General features: G+C 65.7%; 20 protein-coding genes, 2 pseudogenes and 1 riboswitch. Of the genes and pseudogenes, 2 read left to right on the top strand and 20 right to left on the bottom strand.

Annotated elements, in window-relative coordinates; genetic code table 11:
- Nucleotides 1-126: riboswitch (FMN riboswitch) on the bottom strand.
- 103 nt (nucleotides 127-229) lie between these two features.
- The 4 genes from IPG97_17280 to def are packed head-to-tail and all read right to left on the bottom strand — an operon-like array spanning nucleotide 230 to nucleotide 3,450.
- Nucleotides 230-739 (bottom strand): MogA/MoaB family molybdenum cofactor biosynthesis protein, encoded by a 510-nt coding sequence (locus IPG97_17280; protein MBK6858247.1) that lies wholly within the window; start codon nucleotides 737-739, stop codon nucleotides 230-232.
- A complete protein-coding gene (locus IPG97_17275; protein ID MBK6858246.1) occupies nucleotides 736-1,965 on the bottom strand; it encodes a hypothetical protein in 1,230 nt (409 codons plus the stop codon). The genes IPG97_17280 and IPG97_17275 overlap by 4 nt, the downstream gene beginning before the upstream one ends.
- The gene (locus tag IPG97_17270; protein MBK6858245.1) at nucleotides 1,962-2,903 is read right to left on the bottom strand and encodes a methionyl-tRNA formyltransferase; all 942 of its coding nucleotides are present in this window, start codon (nucleotides 2,901-2,903) and stop codon (nucleotides 1,962-1,964) included. Before IPG97_17270 ends, IPG97_17275 begins: the two co-directional genes overlap by 4 nt.
- 10 nt (nucleotides 2,904-2,913) lie before the next feature.
- Nucleotides 2,914-3,450 carry a peptide deformylase gene (def, locus tag IPG97_17265; protein MBK6858244.1) on the bottom strand — a complete coding sequence of 179 codons (537 nt, stop codon included), beginning with the start codon at nucleotides 3,448-3,450 and terminating at the stop codon, nucleotides 2,914-2,916.
- Between def and IPG97_17260 the strand changes: the two genes are divergently transcribed.
- Nucleotides 3,449-4,138: a methyltransferase gene (locus IPG97_17260; protein MBK6858243.1), complete on the top strand. Its 690-nt coding sequence runs from the start codon at nucleotides 3,449-3,451 to the stop codon at nucleotides 4,136-4,138. The genes def and IPG97_17260 overlap by 2 nt on opposite strands.
- Nucleotides 4,135-4,659 (top strand): TrmH family RNA methyltransferase, encoded by a 525-nt coding sequence (locus tag IPG97_17255; GenBank protein ID MBK6858242.1) that lies wholly within the window; start codon nucleotides 4,135-4,137, stop codon nucleotides 4,657-4,659. Before IPG97_17260 ends, IPG97_17255 begins: the two co-directional genes overlap by 4 nt.
- 71 nt (nucleotides 4,660-4,730) lie before the next feature.
- On the opposite strand, the gene IPG97_17250 is transcribed toward IPG97_17255, so the two are convergent.
- From IPG97_17250 to IPG97_17175, 16 genes and pseudogenes are all read right to left on the bottom strand, one after another.
- Nucleotides 4,731-6,536, bottom strand: coding sequence for a hypothetical protein (locus IPG97_17250; protein MBK6858241.1), 1,806 nt, complete (start codon nucleotides 6,534-6,536; stop codon nucleotides 4,731-4,733).
- Between the two features lie 70 nt (nucleotides 6,537-6,606).
- A pseudogene (locus IPG97_17245) lies at nucleotides 6,607-7,799 on the bottom strand (methionine adenosyltransferase).
- Nucleotides 7,796-9,121: a bifunctional phosphopantothenoylcysteine decarboxylase/phosphopantothenate--cysteine ligase CoaBC gene (coaBC, locus tag IPG97_17240; GenBank protein ID MBK6858240.1), complete on the bottom strand. Its 1,326-nt coding sequence runs from the start codon at nucleotides 9,119-9,121 to the stop codon at nucleotides 7,796-7,798. The pseudogene IPG97_17245 and the gene coaBC overlap by 4 nt, the downstream one beginning before the upstream one ends.
- The gene (gene rpoZ, locus IPG97_17235; protein MBK6858239.1) at nucleotides 9,084-9,407 is read right to left on the bottom strand and encodes a DNA-directed RNA polymerase subunit omega; all 324 of its coding nucleotides are present in this window, start codon (nucleotides 9,405-9,407) and stop codon (nucleotides 9,084-9,086) included. Before rpoZ ends, coaBC begins: the two co-directional genes overlap by 38 nt.
- 165 nt (nucleotides 9,408-9,572) lie before the next feature.
- Nucleotides 9,573-10,109 carry a cytidylate kinase family protein gene (locus IPG97_17230; protein ID MBK6858238.1) on the bottom strand — a complete coding sequence of 179 codons (537 nt, stop codon included), beginning with the start codon at nucleotides 10,107-10,109 and terminating at the stop codon, nucleotides 9,573-9,575.
- 7 nt (nucleotides 10,110-10,116) lie between these two features.
- A complete protein-coding gene (locus tag IPG97_17225; protein MBK6858237.1) occupies nucleotides 10,117-10,431 on the bottom strand; it encodes an integration host factor in 315 nt (104 codons plus the stop codon).
- 269 nt (nucleotides 10,432-10,700) lie between these two features.
- The gene (locus IPG97_17220) at nucleotides 10,701-10,982 is read right to left on the bottom strand and encodes a transposase (protein MBK6858236.1); all 282 of its coding nucleotides are present in this window, start codon (nucleotides 10,980-10,982) and stop codon (nucleotides 10,701-10,703) included.
- Between the two features lie 189 nt (nucleotides 10,983-11,171).
- Nucleotides 11,172-11,777: a transposase gene (locus IPG97_17215; protein ID MBK6858235.1), complete on the bottom strand. Its 606-nt coding sequence runs from the start codon at nucleotides 11,775-11,777 to the stop codon at nucleotides 11,172-11,174.
- Nucleotides 11,778-11,843: 66 nt separating this feature from the next.
- Nucleotides 11,844-12,692: pseudogene (locus IPG97_17210) on the bottom strand (IS3 family transposase).
- Nucleotides 12,689-12,970, bottom strand: a complete 282-nt coding sequence (locus IPG97_17205) for a transposase (GenBank protein ID MBK6858234.1) — start codon at nucleotides 12,968-12,970, stop codon at nucleotides 12,689-12,691. The pseudogene IPG97_17210 and the gene IPG97_17205 overlap by 4 nt, the downstream one beginning before the upstream one ends.
- 352 nt (nucleotides 12,971-13,322) lie before the next feature.
- Nucleotides 13,323-14,618, bottom strand: a complete 1,296-nt coding sequence (locus tag IPG97_17200; protein ID MBK6858233.1) for an RHS repeat-associated core domain-containing protein — start codon at nucleotides 14,616-14,618, stop codon at nucleotides 13,323-13,325.
- A 60-nt stretch (nucleotides 14,619-14,678) separates the two neighbouring features.
- On the bottom strand, nucleotides 14,679-14,879 hold the full coding sequence (locus IPG97_17195) for a hypothetical protein (protein MBK6858232.1): 201 nt from the start codon (nucleotides 14,877-14,879) through the stop codon (nucleotides 14,679-14,681).
- A 52-nt stretch (nucleotides 14,880-14,931) separates the two neighbouring features.
- A complete protein-coding gene (locus IPG97_17190) occupies nucleotides 14,932-15,225 on the bottom strand; it encodes a hypothetical protein (GenBank protein MBK6858231.1) in 294 nt (97 codons plus the stop codon).
- A 296-nt stretch (nucleotides 15,226-15,521) separates the two neighbouring features.
- A complete protein-coding gene (locus tag IPG97_17185) occupies nucleotides 15,522-15,992 on the bottom strand; it encodes a hypothetical protein (GenBank protein MBK6858230.1) in 471 nt (156 codons plus the stop codon).
- A 328-nt stretch (nucleotides 15,993-16,320) separates the two neighbouring features.
- Complete coding sequence (locus IPG97_17180) at nucleotides 16,321-16,770, bottom strand: hypothetical protein (GenBank protein ID MBK6858229.1); 450 nt, start codon at nucleotides 16,768-16,770, stop codon at nucleotides 16,321-16,323.
- An 89-nt stretch (nucleotides 16,771-16,859) separates the two neighbouring features.
- Nucleotides 16,860-18,071, bottom strand: a complete 1,212-nt coding sequence (locus IPG97_17175) for an RHS repeat protein (protein MBK6858228.1) — start codon at nucleotides 18,069-18,071, stop codon at nucleotides 16,860-16,862.
- Nucleotides 18,072-19,008 lie beyond the last annotated feature (937 nt).

Raw genomic sequence — 19,008 nt, 5'->3', positions numbered from 1 at the left:
GCGCCCTCGCTCTCATCCGGACTGTGACCGTCGGTCCCGGAGTTGCACCGGATCGGCCCGAGCCGCAGCCCGGGTTCGCGGACTTTCACCGCCGGTAGGGATTTCCACCCTGCCCCGCGAGGGGACGTAGTTGGTTCGGTTGTGGATTTCCACTGTAGGTGCGGATTTCGGTCGCGGGCAACAGCGGTCGTACGTGCCGCGACCAGTTCGGCATCTACCGATGCTCTGCTCAGTGGCCCGTGTCGCCGCTCAGCATCTTGAGGGCATGTGGGATGACGTCTACCACCGCTTCGAGGCATTCCACCGCACCGGTGGGTGATCCGGGCAGATTCACCACCAACGCCTGACCGACGGTTCCAACCATCCCCCGAGACAGTCGTCCGAGTGGGTTCACTACCCGCATGGCCTCAGCCATTCCCGGCGCCTCGCGTTCGATCACCGAACGGGTGGCTTCAGGGGTCAGGTCACGGGGCCCGAAGCCGGTCCCTCCGGTGGTGATGACCACACCGTTGAAACCCTCGCAGGCCTCCAACAGGACAGCCGCAACGCTGTCCACCCCGTCACCGACCACCACTGGGTCACCGAGGGTCGCACCGGCTCGCAAAAGCGCGTCAGCCACGGCGGGGCCGCCCCGATCCTGACGGGTTCCGGCCGCCACTCCGTCGGACACGGTGATGACCCGAGCCGACCAACCTGACCGCGGAGTAATCGATGGTCCGTGGTCGGTCGACTCGTTCATGGCGCTCTCCACACGAACAAGGCCATTCCATCGGTTCCCGCTGACTGCGGCAACAGCACGGCACCGCTCCCCCACGGCTCCCAAGGCGTACCGGGGACAGCTTGGGCAACCCACCCCGGGTGGGCCGTCGTGAAACGCTCAGCCACGCCGGTCGTCTCCTCGGCGGTGAGCGTACAGACGGAGTAGACCAGCGTCCCGCCGCTGACCACCAGGTCGGCGGCCGAATCGAGGAGCTGGGATTGGATCTCGGCCAGGCGGGTGGGCGCGGCCTCGTCGATTCGCCACCGGGCATCGGCCCGACGCCTGAGCGAGCCCAGTCCTGAGCACGGCGCATCGACCAGGACCCGTTGGAAAGAGGCAGAAGCGAACGGCGGATGTAGCCCATCGGCGACGACGACGTTCACAGCTCCACCCGCTTCGGAGCCGGCCTCCAGCCGACTGGCGTTGGCGGAGATGAGACCGGCCCGGGCCGGTCGGATGTCACCGGCCACCACCCATGCCCCGGCCCCGGCCAGGGCCGTGGCCTTTCCCCCCGGGGCCGCGCACAGATCCAGTACGCGTTCGCCTGGCTCCGCTCCGACGGCGGCGGCTACCCACTGGGAGGCTTCGTCTTGGATGTAGCCGTCGGCACGCTCGGTCACGGGTGCGGCCCCGTTCATGGCTTCCAGTGCCCCCCTGGAGCGATCGGCCCCGAGGTCACGCTCAAGTGCGTCGGCGATCCAGTCGGGATAGCTGAGGCGCACCGCGTCGGACGGCCAGGCATCCTCGGCTTCCGATACCCGACGTAGTACCGCGTTGACCAGCCCCCTCGCCCGGCGAGGAACCACTGCCACGGTGGCCGACACGGCGGCATGAGGTGGAGTTCCGAGGAACCTGAGTTGGAATACACCCAGCCGTAGTGCCGCCCGCACCTCGGGGTCCAGGTCGCCGTGGACGAAACGGTCCACGAACCAGTCACAGGCGCGCCGAAGGCGGGTGGTTCCGTAGACCAGTTGGGTCACGAAGGCCCGGTCCCTGTCTGGTAGGCCGCTGCGGGCCAACACGCTGGGCAGGATCAGGTTGGCATATGCCCCTTCGGTATCGATTCGCACGAGGGCCTGAACTGCTACCCGTCGAGCATCGGTCGGCAAAGCTGAGGGTGTCACGGCCACACGCCGATTGGCCGTCCCCCTAGTCGATCGCTGGGCCTGGCCGGGGCGGCCCGTGCGGCGGGCTTTGTCGTTCACCGGTCCACCTCAGACCCGAGTACCTCGCCCGGGCTCGGCCGGATGCCGTTCAACCATGCCTTGACGGACATCGGGCCCTTTCCTTCGGGTTGCACCTCTGTCAGCTCCAATGTTCCATCACCGGTCGTCACCTCGACACCGTGCAGCGCTCCCGGTAACCCGAGGCCGACTCGGTTGGAATGGACAATCGCTTTGTGCACCTTCAGGCGAGAATCGGCCCAAGTGCTCCAGGCACCACCGACCCGGATCAAGCGATGCAGATCCATGGCGGGCCGGTTCCAATCGAGGCGTAGGTCTCGGGTGTGGATCTTGGCGGCATAGGTGACCTCGCCAACCTGGGGTTCGGGCGTACCCAACCCTCGGTTCAAGGTGTCCACCAGCAGATTTGACCCCGCAGCGGTCAGCTCGGAACGCAGATCGGCTGCCGTGACATCGGGACCCAGCGGAACTTCAGTACGGGCATAGACCCCTCCCGTATCGAGGCCCTCCTCCACCGCCATTACACAAACCCCGGTAACGGTGTCTCCAGCCAGGATCGCCCGCTCGACCGGTGCCGCCCCGCGCCATCGAGGCAGAAGCGAGAAGTGGATGTTGACCATGGGCAATGCCTCCAGCACCGGTCGACGAAGGATCTGCCCGAATGCGACCACCACCCCGAGATCTGCACCCACAGAAGTGGCCAGGGAAGGGTCGTGGCCGATGGGCAACCCCATTTCCTCGGCCGTCGCCTTCACGGGGGTGGGCGTGGCGGCACCCCTCCTGCCCCGGCGCTTGTCCTTGCCGGTGATCACCAACACCACCTCGTAGCCCGCTTCCACCAAGGCGCGCAGCGGGGCCACTGCCATCTCCGGTGTTCCCAGGTAGACGATCCGTCGGGGGTGACGCGGTGGTTCGGCCAGGGCCGTCGAAGGTGCCGGCTCGGCTCCGGTGGAGGTCACGGTGGTCCGGTCAGCGCAGGGACAGTCGGCCCGACGCCGGCCGTTGTTCGCCAAGGCCCAGCATCAGTTCTCGGACCTGGCGCTTGGCCTGTCGAGCCTGATCCTCGTCGAGCCGGTCGACCAGCAGTACGCCGTTTATGTGGTCCAACTCGTGCTGGAACATGCGTCCCTCGAACTCGGAGGCATCGAAGGAGACCTCGTTTCCGTCCAGGTCTCGGCCCATCACGTGGACGTGGTTGGGTCGAGTGATCTCCCAGGAAAGACCCGGGACCGACAGGCAACCCTCCTGATAGGTCCACTCGCCGTCGGACTCCACGATCTCGGGGTTGACGATGGCGTGGGCACCGGTGCCATCGTCTATGTCCCACACGAACAAGCGCTTCTGCACGCCCACCTGGGGGGCAGCCAACCCCACACCGGGTGCGGCGTACATGGTGGCGACCATGTCGTCGACCAGGCGGGCGAGCTTTCCGTCGATGTCGGTGATGTCGTCGGCGCGTTGCTTGAGCACCGGATCGCCGATGACGCGGATCTCGTAGGGGGCCATGGCTCAGAAGGCTACCGTCGCCGACGTGGCGACCCCCCAGCCCGACCCCTCCGGGCACTACTTCTCCTCCGACCCCTCTGTCACCTCGGCCCCCGCCCAGGTAGAGCTCGTACTGCCCGAAGGTCGTTTGATCCGACTGGCGACGGACCGCGGCGTGTTCTCCGGGGACCGGGTCGATCCCGGCACACGGGTACTGCTGGCCGAGGGTCCGCCGGTCCGCGGCCCGGTCCTGGCCGACGTCGGATGCGGCTACGGACCGATCGCGGTGACCCTGGCCTTGCGGGCCGGGCCCGACGCCACCGTCTGGGCGGTCGAGGTCAACGAGCGAGCCAGGGCTCTGTGCCGATCCAACGCCGAAGCCAACGGCGTGGCCGATCAGGTACGGGTGGTGGCCCCCGAGGAGGTACCCACTGCCCTGACGGTCGACCAGGTGTGGTCGAACCCGCCGATCCGGATCGGCAAGACCGCCCTCCACGACCTGCTCACCGGCTGGCTGGAGCGCCTCGACCCGGCCCACGGCACGGCCGAACTGGTGGTGCAGAAGCATCTGGGATCTGACTCGTTGGCCCGCTGGCTGGAGGCCAACGGCTGGCCGACAACCCGTCGGGCCAGCCGGGCCGGCTACCGACTGTTGAGTGTGTCGGCGTCGAGGCCCTCCCACACCGACGACCCGGAGGACCGGACATGAACCGACCGCTCGGAAGCACGGACCTGAAGCGGCTCCACCGAGAATGGCGCCGCAACGCCTCCGGTCGAGTGGCCCTATTGCTCGATTCGGTGGCGACCCCGGCCAACGTCGGCTCGATCCTGCGGACCGCGGCCGCGCTGCGGGTGGACGATGTATGGCTATGTGGCCAGACCCCAGACCCCTCCACCGCCGGGGTGGGTCGCACCGCCTTGGGATCGGAGCGGTACCTGACCCTGCACCGCTGCGAACAAGTGGCGGAGGCGATCGGCCAGATCAAAGTGGCCGGCTACAGCCTGGTGGCGGTGGAACTCGCCCACGGTGCGGAGCCGATCCACTCCGTCGAACTGACAGATCCGGTGTGCCTGGCCGTCGGCCACGAGGACCGCGGGCTGAGCGCCACCGTGCTCGACGGCGCAGACACGGTCGTGTTCATCCCCCAGTTGGGCAAGATCGGTTCGCTCAACGTGGCGACCGCAGCATCGATTGCCATGTACGAGGCCCGCCGCCAAGCCTGGGCTTAGGAGGCGAGCGGTGCCACCATGGGTTCGGCAGTGTCCGAATGAACGGGCCGACGCCGCTGGAGGGACTCCTTTCAGAGGCGCAGGGGGTCGACCTCGAGGCGCAGGCGGCCGGGTGGGCGGGTCACCGTGGACATGGCGTCGCAGAGGGTCTCGTGGTCGGGGGCGGTGAGCCTCCATGCGCCCTCGACCGGTCCCTGGACGGCCACGCCGGACGGAGCGCCGAAGGCGGCTATCCAGGCCTCGGCCGCCATACCCGACACCACCGCCATCGCCACCGCCGGAGGAAACCCGAGGGCCGAACGCAGCACCGCCTCGCTGTCGCTCAGCCTGCCCGGGTCGGCAAGACGGGCCGCGACCAGCACCGGATGATCGGGTGAACGGGTCTGGACCAGAACCCGGGCGTCGCCACGACCGCTGCGATGCACCAGCCGGCAAGCGCGGGCCAGTAGGGCCAGGGCCTGTTCGACCGCCCGGTAGCGGGGAGCGAGGAGCTCCTGGTCGAAGTCGAGGAACGCCACCATGTCGGCCCGGTCAACCCGATGCAGCACAGCTTCGGTGCCCATCACCACCCGTTGGTCGTACCGCCCGATCTCGGGTGATCCGGCGGTGACCTCCCCCACCGGCTCGCCGACCAGAGCCTCCAGCTCTTCCCGGGCCCGGCTGACACCCAGTCGCAGGTTCTTGAACCGGGCGCCGCCACAGTCCAGGCACACCGGCGGACGCTCCGTGCCACAACGCCCGCACACCATCGATCCACCGCCCAGGTCAGCCACCGGCCCCGAGCAACGTTCACAGCGGGCCAGCGTCGAACAGGTCGCGCAGGCCAGCAGGCGGGACCGGCCGGTCCGGTTGAGCACGCACAGGACCCGTCCCGGTCCTCGAACCAGGTCGACCAACCGGGGCGAGAACAGCGGTCCCAGGGAAGGGTCCAGATCGCGCTGGTCGACCACCTCGACCCTGCCCCACCCGAGGCGCTCGCTCTGACGGTCGGTCTTCACCAACGTTGCGCAGCCGAGTGCTTCGAGAGTGGGACACGGTGACACCAGCACGACCGGAACATCCGCCCGGCGGGCGCGTTCCAGGACCACGTCGCGTGCGTGCCATGTCGGGGCCTGCTCCTGCTGGTAAGCCTCGTCGTGCTCGTCGAGCACCACCACGCGGGTCAGGTTGGCGACGGGTGCCCATGCGGTGCTTCGGGTCCCCACCACCGCGGTCGCCCCGGCCGCGGCGCGGGCCCATTCGGTGGCCACCACCCGCGGCCGGTCACCGTCGACAACAACCGCGGTGTTTACGCCGTCCCGGATCAGGCGCCGACCAAGACCCCGGGCCTCATCCACGCTGGGGCACAGCACCAGGCAAGATCCGCCCCGGGTGGCGGCATCGGCCAGGGCGGCCCGGACCAGGATGTAGCGGTCGGCCCCCGGGGCCAGCCGAAGCAGCGCCCGCTCGAGTTCCAGGGCGTGACGGATCACGCGAGCCGTGTCGGGCGCGGCGTCGGCCAGCAAGCTCGCCAGATCCGGTGCGGAACGTGACGGCGACGCCGGGGGAAGGGCGGCAACCACCGCTGGTGGGCTGGCGGTGCGCAGGTACGACGCCCGCCGCCCAGCCCAGCGCCAGGCCGCCCAGTCCGCGAGTTCGATCACGTCGGGCGAGGGTCCCCGACCGCTCACCTTGGCCAACGGCCGAAGTGTGATTCCTGGCTCGGACTCGACATCGGCCGCCACCACCCAACCTCCAACCCGCCGACCGTGCAGGTCGACTCGCACCACGTCGCCCACCGACACCGCCACACCCGTCGGAACCAGGTAGTCGAACTCCTTGTCGATGGCGGCCACGTCGGGCAGGACCCGGACCACTCGCCGCCCCTCACCAGTCATCACGGACGCGCCGGAGGGGCGGGCCGAAACCCGCCCCTCCGGGACATGACACGAGTCGAACGTGGACTGATCAGAGTCCGAGTGCCGACTTGAGGTCGGCGGCCCGGGTGGTGTGCTCCCAGGTGAAGTCGGGGTCGTTGCGACCGAAGTGACCGTAGGCCGCCGTCTTCTGGTAGATCGGTCGACGTAGATCGAGGTCGCGGAGGATGGCGCCGGGGCGCAGGTCGAACACGTCCTGAACGGCCTTGACGATCTTGGTCTCCTCGACCTTGGCGGTGCCGAACGTCTCGACCAACAGGGACACGGGGTGGGCCACGCCAATGGCGTAGGCGACCTGGACCTCGGCCCGATCAGCGGCACCGGCGGCCACCAGGTTCTTGGCCACCCAGCGACCGGCGTAGGCGGCCGAACGGTCGACCTTGGACGGGTCCTTGCCCGAGAAGGCGCCGCCGCCGTGGCGGGCCATGCCGCCGTAGGTGTCGACGATGATCTTGCGGCCGGTGAGGCCCACATCGGCGTGGGGGCCACCGAGCTCGAACTTTCCGGTGGGGTTGACCATGACGGCGAAGTCGTCGTCGGCGAACTGGGCCGGCAGCGACGGACGGATCACGTGCTCGATCAGGTCGGGCTTGATGGTGGTCTCGGCGTCGATGCCGGGCTGGTGCTGGGTCGAGATCAACACGGTGCGGAGACGGACCGGGGTGTTTCCCTCGTAGTCGAAGGTGACCTGGGTCTTGCCGTCGGGGCGCAGGTACGGGATGGTCCCGGCCTTGCGGACTTCGGCGAGGCGGGCGGCCATCTTGTGGGCCAACCAGATCGGTAGCGGCATGAGATCTTCGGTCTCGTTGCAGGCGTAGCCGAACATCATTCCCTGGTCGCCAGCTCCCTGGCTGTTGAGGGCATCCTCGCCAGCGGTACCGGTGCGGGTCTCGAAGGCGGTGTCGACGCCTTGAGCGATGTCGGGGCTCTGGGGTCGATCGAGGTGATGACGCCACACGTGTTGCCGTCGAACCCGGTGTTGCCGTTGTCGAAGCCGATACCGTTGATCGTCTCGCGGACGATCTTGGGGAACTCGATGTAGGCCGACGTGGTGATCTCACCGGCCACCACCACCAGGCCGGTGGTGATGAGGGTCTCACACGCCACACGGGCCATGGGGTCCTTGGCCAGGATGGCGTCGAGTACGGCGTCGGAGATCTGGTCGGCCATCTTGTCGGGATGGCCCTCGGTCACCGACTCCGAGGTGAAGGTCCACTGGGTCACTGCTGCTCCTTGGGGGGCGATTCTTGAGTTGACGGTTGCGACTTGACGATTTGGGGCGGCGGAGAATGTAGGCGAAGGTCTGCGATGGCATCGAGGATCCTCTCGGCCACCCCCTCCTTGGTGGTCAGCGGTACCGACGTCTCCGAACCTGCTGCACCGTAGATGACGACCTCGTTGGTGTCGTGCTCGAACCCAGTCGCGGGGGCCGACACGTCGTTGGCCACCAGTAGATCGACGTTCTTGGCCGTCAACTTGGCTCGGGCGTGGGCGGCGACGTCGGTGGTCTCGGCGGCGAATCCGACCACGATCTGGCCGGGCACCTTGCTGTGACCCAGGGCGGAAAGGATGTCAACGGTCGGCTCGAGGCGGATCTCGGGTGGACCGTCGGCCTTCTTGATCTTGTGGTCGGCCACCGTGACCGGTCGGAAGTCGGCCACTGCCGCCGACATCACGACTACATCGGCGGTGGCAGCCCGCCCCATGACGGCGTCGTGCATCTCGGCGGCGCTCACCACCGACACCACCTCGTGCACGCCTGGCGCAGGAAGGACGGCGGTGGTGATCAACGTGACCCGGGCACCTCGTCGAGCAGCGGCCACGGCCACGGCATGACCCTGCTTGCCGGAGGACCGGTTGCCGATGAAGCGGACCGGATCGATGGCTTCCCTGGTACCGCCGGCGGTTACGACCACCTCCAGCCCGGCCAGGTCGGACGGTGCCAGCACAGCCAGAACGGCCTCGACGATGCGGGCCGGGTCGGCCAAGCGGCCGTGCCCCACGTCTCCACCAGCAAGACGACCCGACTCGGGGTCGACCACGTGGACGCCACGTCGACGCAACGTGGCCAGGTTCTCCTGGACGGCGGGGTGCTCCCACATCTCGGTGTGCATGGCGGGACACACCACGACCGGGGCCCGAGTGGCCAGCAACGTGGCGGTGAGCAGGTCGTTGGACCGCCCCGCGGCATAGTCGGCCAACAGCCGGGCGGTGGCGGGAGCCACGACGATCACGTCGGCGCCCTGACCCAGCGTGGTGTGGGGTATCGGGTCGGCCTCGGACCACAGCGATGTGCGGACCGGCTCGGAGGCCAAGGCGGAGAAGGTTGTCTCGCCCACGAAGCGCAGGGCACCGCGAGTGAGGATCGGCTGTACGTGGGCGCCACCGTCGACGAGACGTCGACAAACCTCAATTGCCTTGTAGGCGGCAATACCGCCAGTTACACCGAGGACAACGCGAGGTCCCGACGGCACCGCTAGACCGGCCTGATTCGGTTTCAGACCCAGCTCAGGAGTTGCCGGCCGCAGCCTCGGCTGCTGCGGCATCGGCAGCGGCCTGAGCCTCGGCGGCCTCGATCTCGGCGGCCTCGGCGGCCAAGGCCTCGGGGTCGATGTCGATGCCCTCGATCTTGTCAGCGGAGATCTCTTCGAAAGCGATGGACAGCGGCTTACGAGCAACCGAGGCCACCTGCGGGGGCACGAGCTTGCCCGAGGTGTCGCCAAGTTGGCCGAAGTACGAGTTGATCTGACGGGCCCGCATCGCCCCCAACGTGACCAGTCGGAACTTGGAGCCAGCCCGGTCGAGCAGTCCCTCGATCGGAGGGTTCATCATCGTGTCGTGCTGCCAGGCCATGGCTGGTGGACCTCTTGGTTGGATTGTGGCCAAAGTACGGCCAGGGGACGGCTGATCCTACCAAGTCTCATACCGCCCGAGCGACTACCGACTTCCGGCTGAGTTCGGTCGCCGGCCTGCCGGCGCCGTAGCAGCGGGCCGTGCTCAAGCCCCTTCGAAAGCTGCAGCAGCCGCCACTATCGCCGCGACCAGTTCTTCAGGAGGGGTAGAGGTGGAGTCGAGGATGACGTCGTACACCGATGTGTCATTCACGTCGATGCCGTAATAGGCGAGATAGCGAGCAGCCTCGGAGGCCTCCCGCACCCGGTTCACCTCCAACGCCTCCTGCGCTTCGTGGCTGTCACGGCCCGCTACCCGACGGGCCCGTTCCACCTCGTCGCAGTAGATCAGAACTCGTAGCGCCCGAACCTCGGCCCGGGTCACCAACCAAGCCGACAACCGGGACTCCAACAGGACGTTCCCATCTCTCGCCCGGTCGGTAAGCCGGTCGTCCAGCTCCCGGTCGATTCGATCGTCGGCTTCGGCCACCGTGGCGAACTCCGCCAGGCTCATCCCTCGCTCAGCCGCCAACGCCCGAAACACACTGCCGCCGTCCACGTGTTCGAGCCCCAACCGGGACGCGACCTCCCGGCCCGCGGTGCTCGTACCCGAACCCGGCAGGCCAGCCAGCGTGATCAGCACCGGCCGGTCAGGAGAACGCGGCCAGCAACGCCTCGCGCTGCTGGCTACCGAGGCCCCGAACCCGTCGGGTATCGGCGATGCCGATCTCTTCCATGGTGCGGCGGGCTTTGACCTTGCCGACGCCGGGAAGGGACTCCAACACGGCGAGGACCTTGGTCTTACCGACCAGTTCATCGGTTTCGCCCTGTTCGAGCACCTCGGCCAGGGTGATCGACCCCAGCTTGAGGCGCTCCTTCAGTTCGGCCCGGGCCCGACGAGCAGCCGCCGCCTTTTCCAGTGCGGCAGCACGCTGTTCGGGGGTGAGGGAAGGAGGCTGTGCCATGACGAAAACCCTACCCCTGCCCCGCCCGCCCCAGGCGGACACGTTGGACACTCCGTGCTGACGTTTGCCTAGCGTTAAGCGGCAGAGTCCCGGCCGCGGCGTCCCCGGCCGGGTTCACCTCCAACCAGCCATCGCTAGTCGTTCCCGACGCGATGATCGAGACCGCCACCGCAGTCACCCCCTCGGCGGGGCTGCGATGTATGTGGTCATGGCCGCCGGCCCATCGCCTCGTCCACCCAAAGGACCACCGATCGTTTGAGTTCTCTTGGTCAAGTGGTGGTGACGGCGAGCTGCTCTCCGCCGTGTCGTAACGGGTCGTAGATGGTGTTGGTGTGCCAGCAGGCCCAGATGACGCGGAGCCAGCAGCGGGCCCAGATTCGCACGGCGTGGGGGTGGCGGGCTCCGCGGGCGCGGACCTGGCTGTAGCGGTCGGCAGCCCAAGCTGAGGAGTGTCGGGAATTGTCAGCGAAACCAGTATTCGCCACGCGAGATGCCTTGTTCGCGGCGTAACGGAACCCGACCGTATGGGTCTTGCCAGAGGCTCGGGTCACAGATGCCGCACCGCAGATGGCCGCGACCTGTTCGGGGGCTCTCGCGCCGATCCAGCAATGGGCCTATCTCAGCGATGAGCTGAGCCAAGCTGACGGTTGCAGTACGGGGCAGGGTTTCGAGCAGCTTGGCCTTAGGACGACGGCTGATAGCCTCAGCGATGGAGGCCTCGATGCGGGCGATTTCGGTGTTCAGCACCCGGATTTGGGCGACAGACCCAGCGACGATGGCCGAAAGAACATTCGGGTAGATCGGCATCGCGGCGACAGGGGCAGCTCGAAGTCGGCTGACGAGTTCAGCGGGAGTTTTCCCGCCCCATATGCGTGACGCTGGCAGAACTGGCCCATCCGTCCCTCGCCTAGATGGGCGGCCGCCTGCGGTGTCGGATAGTCGGTCAAGAACGCCAGGGTTATCTTCGAGGTCAGCTTCTGGAACACCATTGCGGCCCCGGGCCAGTGCTCGGCCAGGACGGCCCACAACTGGTTCGACGCTGCAGTGCGGGCATCGACCACAGCGCTACGAGCACGGGCGAGCACTCCAAGTTCTCGAGTCGCTTCCACGACCGGAAGAACCCGGTGCAGCCGCTGGCCATCGGTCCGGGCGTAGTCAGCGAGCATGAACGCGTCCCCAGCATCCGAGTTTGTGCACACCGACCCCCAGCGTGGCCGTGTGGCTCTGAACCCTGCTGGTTCAGCCACCAGAACCGAGTGACCAGCAGCACCAAGCAACCCAACGACGATGCCGTCGCTACGCTCGATCGCTACTGCCATCTGCTCGGGGACAGCCAACTCGGCCAACGCGTCAGGAACCCGCTCCAGATCCTTTCGGGAGTGGAGTTCCCCACGGATCGTGGAGGCCGGGGGTTAGGCGGCAGTGGCCGCTGGGGTGGTCAGTTTCTCGTAGGTGATCGGGGCTTTCAAGCCACAGTGGCTGTGGCGACGGATCCGGTTGTAGCGGTCGATCCAAGTTGTGATTCGGTGGCGAGCGCCGGCCCGCGAAAAACGATGCGGCGACGGCGTTGTCCAGACATGACCCGGCTCTTGACATCGACTGGGTGATGCCCTGGCGGCGGCACAGGCCGGTGAACGCGTCAGAGGTGTACTGGCTGCCGCGATCGGTGTGCATGATGACTCCGCCGATGTTGGCCTTGCCGCCCCGGGCGGCGATGGCCATTTTCAACGCATCACACACCAGTGGCGCCCGACAGTGCTCGGCGATCGCGAACCCGATCAGCCGGCGGCTGTAGAGGTCGATCACCGTCGCCAAGTACAGCTTGCCTTCCCAGGTCTTGATCTCAGTGATGTCGCCAACCCACGCAACGTTCGCAGCGGCCGGGTTGAACTGGCGGTTCAACAGGTTCGGGAACTTGTAGGCCGTCTTGTCCGGTCGCGTAAGCGATCGCCGGACCCGACGCTTGGCTTTGGCCACCAGGCCCTGGCGGCTCATCGACACCGCCACCGATTTCACGTCGAGGCGGGCCCACTCCGGATCGTTCGATCAGCTCGGCATGGATCCGCGGTGACCCGTACTCGCCGTCATGAGCAGCGAACACCTCAGCGACCGCAACGTCGAGCTCTGCGCCGTTGAGCAGCCGGAGTCGGCTCAGCGTTGTGGTGCCGATAGAACCACGATTCTGAAACCCCCAAGGCACGACACGATGTCGCCACCGGAACTTTGTGCTCGGTCCTTTGGGCTGCGATGTGGGCGGTCACGGCCGCCGGCCCATCGCCTCGTCCACCCAAAGGACCACCGATCGTTTGAGTACATCACGCTGCATCCGCAGCTCATGCACCTCTCTCCGGAGCTTCAACAGCTCCTCACGTTCGGATAACCCAAGGCCATCAGGTCGCTCAGCCTCACGGGCCTTATCGAGCCAGTTCCCAAGCGTGCCCGGATGAACCTGGATCTCCCGGGCAACCTCAGCGATCGGTCGACCAGTGTCAAGCACCAGCCTCACCGCACCGTCTTTGAACTCCTGGTCGTACTTCATGCGCTTCTCTGGCATCACATCTCCTCAAAGATGATGCCCCCCAGATTCGCCCCCCCCCCCCCCCCCCCCCCCCCCCCCCCCCCCCCCCCCCCCCCCCCCCCCCCCCCCCCCCGCGGCCTGGGGACCTCCAATCGCGTCTTTGCCCTAGAAATAGCAAACAGTAGGTTGCTACCGCGATGCGGCGACCAGGAGTAGCAAGCTCCCCAGCACGAGGGCGACGGGCATCGCCAGCGCAAGCGGACGATCAGGGAAAGGCTCCTCACGAAGACGGTATGGCCATCCATGTAGAATTGAAATTCTGATAACCCCAACAAAGCTTAGGATAATCAAAAAACTTCCAACGGACGCCACATCATTCCTCGTAGCCAGGCATCCAGCCGAAGGCGCCAGTAATGACCTGCATCCATCCGTTCTTCCCGCCTGCTGAAGCAGGAAGAGAGCCCGAAATTCCCTTAGCAAATCCCGCCGCCATCACCCAAACTGCAATGGTGGCGACACAGCCTTTGAATGTTCGCGAGTCAGATGCGGCACAACCGTTCCAAGCATCGAACGCCCCGGCCGTGATACTTATCGCATTAAATAGTGGTGCTGCAAATATCGCGAATGGGACCAAGGAGACGCCCCCAATAACCCATCCAGCAGCTGTTCCCGGCTCACCCCAGCGCGCCCTATCCCCGATGAGTCCCTTCGCTAAGCCTAGCGAGGAACCAGCCAAGAAACCGGAACAAACATCAACCACATGTTGCGTGCCACCGGGCCTTGCCTCGGCATAGGACGTGCAGCCCTCATCAAACTTTGTATTGCAAATTCCTGCGAGTTCGCGCGCTTGCCCCGCCCGATCATTAATGTCTTCGGCGATACCAACTGGACTGCATGGCCCATCGCCAAGGAACCCACAGAGGCCGCTAGGGTCACTTCCATTAGCGGGGTTGCCGCCGGTGTATCCGTAGGGTTCTTCGGTGATTGCGACTAGTGGGTCGAGGGTTGTGAATTGGCCGGTTGTGGGGTCGTAGTGGCGGGCTCTTAGGTAGATGTAGCCGGTTTCTGTGTCGTGGTATTGGCCTGTGTAGCCGTTGAGTGGTTGTTCGAGCCACCAGTTGGTGTTGGCGGTGATTTCGCCGTGAGCGTTGTAGGTGATGGTGTTGCGGGTGGTGCCGTTGGCGTTGGTTGTGAGTCTTGTGGAGCCTTGGTGGTCCTGGTGGAGGTAGATGACTTCACCGGTTTTGTTGATCTGATAGATCGGTGTCCCACCAGGACCGTAGATCACATACGTGCTCTGGCCTCCTTGATGCTCCGCGAGCAGTAGCGGGAGGCCGGTTCCGGCGGTCCAGGTGTGTTCTTTACGCCACTCGGCACCGGCACCAGCCGTGTTGTCTAGTTGCTTCGCGGTGCGCATGCCAGTGGTGTCGTATTCGTAACGCCAGGTGCGGGTCGGCGCCCGGAACACTCCGATCACATCGATTGCCACATCAGTTTCGGTCCATGACCCGACGGTGATGGTTCCGGTGTCGGAGAGGGCGACGATCATGGTGGTGGATGCGTGTTGGGCGGGGTCGAACACCACGATCCCACCATCGAGCTCACCCTCTTGTGTGCCGACACCGACGACACCAGCCGCGGTCGGGTCGATCGCAGTCACCGAAACCATCACCGCAGTGATATCACCACTCAGCCCGCCCTGGCCCGGTGACCTCCACGTCGACAGGGTTCATCGCTTGCAGCGTCCCACACGGGTTTGCGTCACATGTCCCCGTGCTGTTTGTGGTGTCGACGAGGCGGGTGGGGCATCGAGCAGATCCAAGCCGAGCCCGGTGTCGGTTCCGGTGGGGATCTTCCAGTACCCGGTGACCGCAACACGAATGCTGGTGGGACCAGCGGTGTTGAGAGTGATCGACCCGTCCGGGGTCAACGGAACCGTGAACACACCAGCAGCCCCGACACTGCCTGCTTCCCAGACGAGCTCACCGGCTGATGCGGTCCCGTTCGGGGCGACCCGTGCGTGGCCGCCAGGTACTGTCTTGGGCCACGATCGACACCGTCACCGCGTTCACCCCTGATGCGGGGATGCCGCCGTGACCAGCGGTCGCGACGTCGGTGTCACCAGCGGGCAGGGTCCCGCACGGCGAACCATCACACACACCAGTACCCGAGGCCGATTCGGCGGTAACGGCGGGGGTGACAGGCCAGTAGTTCAGGGCCGGAACCCACGGGGACGGCGCCCGGAAATAGCCGACCACATCGACCGATACATCCACGGCGAGTTCAACCGGTCATCGCGACAGCGTGATGGTAGTGGTGGGCGGCGGTGGTCCAGCCGAGTGAGCGTCGGGGGATGGTGTTGATGCGGTGGGCGATTCGGTCGAGGTCGGCGGGTGTAGATCGAGAGGTCGGTGCCTTTGGGGAGCCAGCGTCGGATAAGGCCGTTGGTGTTCTCGTTGGTTGGGCGTTGCCATGGTTTGTGGGGTCGCAAGTAGATGTCGATTCCGGTGGCTTGGGCGATGGCGGGGTGGTTGGCCATCTCGCTGCCGCGATCCCAGGTGAGGGGTCAGTCTCAGCTCAGGTGGGATCGTTTCGAGGGTGGCGGTGAGGGCGTTTGGGTGCTCAAGGCGGTGTAGGCACAGTTGGGTGTGTCGTGGCGGGCGAGCCACGGGTACCGGGTTTTGCGGTCGACGAGGGTGATGATGGCGGACTGGTTGCGGGGCGCCGATGATCCGTCGCCTTCGGGGTGACCGACCTCTGCCCGTGCCTCGGCGGCGGGTGGGCGGTTGTGGATGATGTTGAACTGGCCGAGAACGCTGGATCGTTGCTGGCTATGGCGTTGACCGGTGTGTCGGCGTCGTGGACGACGGCGGTGCAACATCTTGTAGACCTTGGTGGGCGGGCCGTGACGTTTCGGGGCGTAGACGCCCTGGTAGATCATTTCGTGGGAGATGTTGGCGGTATAGCCGTGGGGCCTTGGGCCAGCTCGATCGAGATCGTCGTCGGCGAATCTCCGGCCACGAGACGTTTGGTCACCTGCCACGCCAGTTCGGGTTCGCGACCAGCATCGGTGCTTTTGGTCGCAATCGTGCCGTGTCAGCTCGGACCTGCGCTTTGGTGGTGTGCGCGGCTCGGCCACCGTTGCAGGCGATCGCGTCCGATCGTGCTGCGATGACGTCCCAGCCCGCGGGCGAACAGGCGTCAGGTCCCCGCGTTCGATCCCAGCGCGGATTTGCTCACGTCAGGCGCGGTGAGTGGGTTAGCTGGCATGCTGGGACTCTCCATCGGTTCGGGTGCTGTGTGAACAGCGGCCATCATAGCCGCCATCACGCGCTCTGACCGGTGGGACCCGTCACCTCACGGTGTTGCCGTCACCCCTTGAGCCCGCCCACCCCAACATCGCTGGACAACACGATGGTGCCGTTGGCTGCGACCTTCGCCGTCACCGTCTGAGCCGACGTCTGCCCAGCGTTGAGCGGCAAAGTCCCCGCGGCGGCGTCCCCGGCCGGGTTCACCTCCAACCAGCCATCGCTCGTGGTGCCCGATGCGATGATCGACACTGCCACCGCCGTCACCCCCGCAGCTGGAATACCACCAACACCAGCGACCGTCAACGCCACCGGATCACCAGCGGCGATACGAGCACACGGCGCCCCATCACAGGTACCGGTGCCCGCCGCGCTGTCCGCAACACGGGCAACAGGAACCGGTACGTACTGGCGGACAGTGTCGTCTTGCCATGTCGTCGGCAACACCGCCGACGTCATGCGGTTCTCGGCATCAAACCCATAGGTTGCGGTTGTTCCCGACGGATGAGTCATCGACGTCCGGTTCCCGCAGGCGTCATAGCCATGAGGTGGTGGCATCAGCCGGTGGCGTCCACAATCACCGCCGGTCGCGGTCTGCGATGTCAACACAAGCGTTGGGCGGGGTCGAACACCTGCAACACACCATCCGCATCCACCAGGTTCGTGGCCGCATCAAACCCGAACCCCTCCGTCCCAGTCGAAGTGAGGCGATCCCGATCGTCATAGGACCACGACTGGTCCTGGCCAGCCACGGCTCCGGTGCCGGTGACAGACGTGACCTGGCCCTTCAAGTCACGGGGCCCATATGCGAGCGAGCCGAGCACGGTGGATCCGCGGTTCCAAGACACACCAACCATCCGATCCACCCCGGTCAAACGAATAGACGTCCCGGTTCGCCGATACCGCAGGGAACACCGTCTCGGACCAGTTGCTGTTCTGGTCATACCCAAACGTGGTGAGCCGGCCCCAATCCCGTGGTCGACACCATCCTGCCCGCACCGTCGAAGGTGCGGGTCACCGGTAATGGTCTGGCCGGGGTGGATCGACGTCAGGTTTCCGGTGTCATCCCAGCCATAACCAGTGGAACGACCATTCACATCGCTGTGCGACACCAGCCGGGACCGTTGATCCCAACCCCACATCTCCGTCACCCCACCCCTACTGGCGTGGGTACGACGGCCGATCACGTCATAGGTGATGTTCTCAACATCAGGAGTACCAGGATCCGCGTAATCCACCCCAACCGGGCGCCCCGCCGGATCATACGAGTAGGTCACACACCCGGTTTTTGGTGGTGTGCAGGACCCGTCGGGTTGGGTCACCGTCCCCAACCGGCCCTCACCATCCCAGCCATAGGCGGTGACCTCCCCGGCAGGGTCGCTCTGTGAGACCAAACGGCCCAAACCGTCATACCCGTACGCCCACGTGCCACCCAACTCGTTCACGAACCCCACCCGCCGGCCATCCGCGTCATAGGAATAGGTGCGGGCACCGGGACCGGGTGGATCCACCGACGTGAGCCGATCCACGGCGTCATAGCCATAGGTGGTCACGTCACCTTTGGTGACCGTCGCTGACAAGCCGGTCTCCACCCGGATCATGTTCCCGTTGGCGTCGAACCCTGTCTTCACCCGGTTGCCCAACGGATCGGTCTCCTCGATCACCCGACCAAACGCATCAGACACCAACCTGGTCTTCCACAACTCCGGGTCTGCGCCCACCAGATTGCCTTTCGGGGCCACCACCCACTCCAGACGCCCGATCGAGTCATAGTCCATGGAGGTCTTGTTGCCCTCCGGGTCCGTCACCGACACCAAATCACCGCTCAACTCGTCGTAGGTGTACAGCCAATCTCACCCGACCATCGACCACCTCACGCAAATCCTCGCGATGCACGGGTCATACCAACGACGACACCGCCTCATCAGGAGTACCAGCAGCTTCCACCACCGTCTCCGGCATGCCATCGCGTTATACGCCACAGTCAAGATCACCACCCCACCGTCGGCACCAGCAACGGACTTCGTCTCACCACGACACCGACGTCACCTGATCAAACAAGTTGTAGGTCCAACGTCACCCGACCCGACGCATCACGGGCCATCAACCGATTCCCACGAGCATCATTCTCAAACACCACCCCGCAGGAGACGTGACCTGCTCAAGCGCCAACGTGTCGGGAGTCGCGGACCAGCGTGGTGACCGTTTCGACTTCAGTTCCGGGGGCCGACACCGTGGACGTGTGAACACCCGCAGTGTTGTAGTAGTCGATTCACATGACTGACCCTGAAGTGATCGATGATCGCCTTCACCCCGGCGTAAATATTCGAACCTAATCGGCTCACCATTTTCATTGGTTTGGGTGACAGCGACCCAAATGGTCAGAGGTGTTAGCAACTTCATTCCCAGCCGCTCCACCGTCGTGGCGGGTTTGCGCATCGACTTCAACCGGTGCCCCTCGTGGGTGGGCGACCAAAACACCACCGCCAGCATCGGTGAACCTGACGGAGTCATCAGCCCCATCATATACCAAGCCAATCGAGCGAGTTCCGTCAGTCACCAATTCCAACCTGCCCGCATTCACCAAACACCAGCTGACGGTTTCGCCTCGTCCACCATCGACAACGCCTGCCCACCACCATCACGGGCAATGGTGGTCTCGTTCCCGAACTGGTCACAAACCAAAACCAGGCGTCCTGCTAACGTCAAACCCGGAACCTCTCAAATGGTTCTCGTGAACAACCAGCCACC

The sequence above is a fragment of the Microthrixaceae bacterium genome, from assembly GCA_016702505.1.
GTDB lineage: Bacteria > Actinomycetota > Acidimicrobiia > Acidimicrobiales > Iamiaceae > Aquihabitans.
This window is presented reverse-complemented; position numbering and strand designations above follow the sequence as displayed.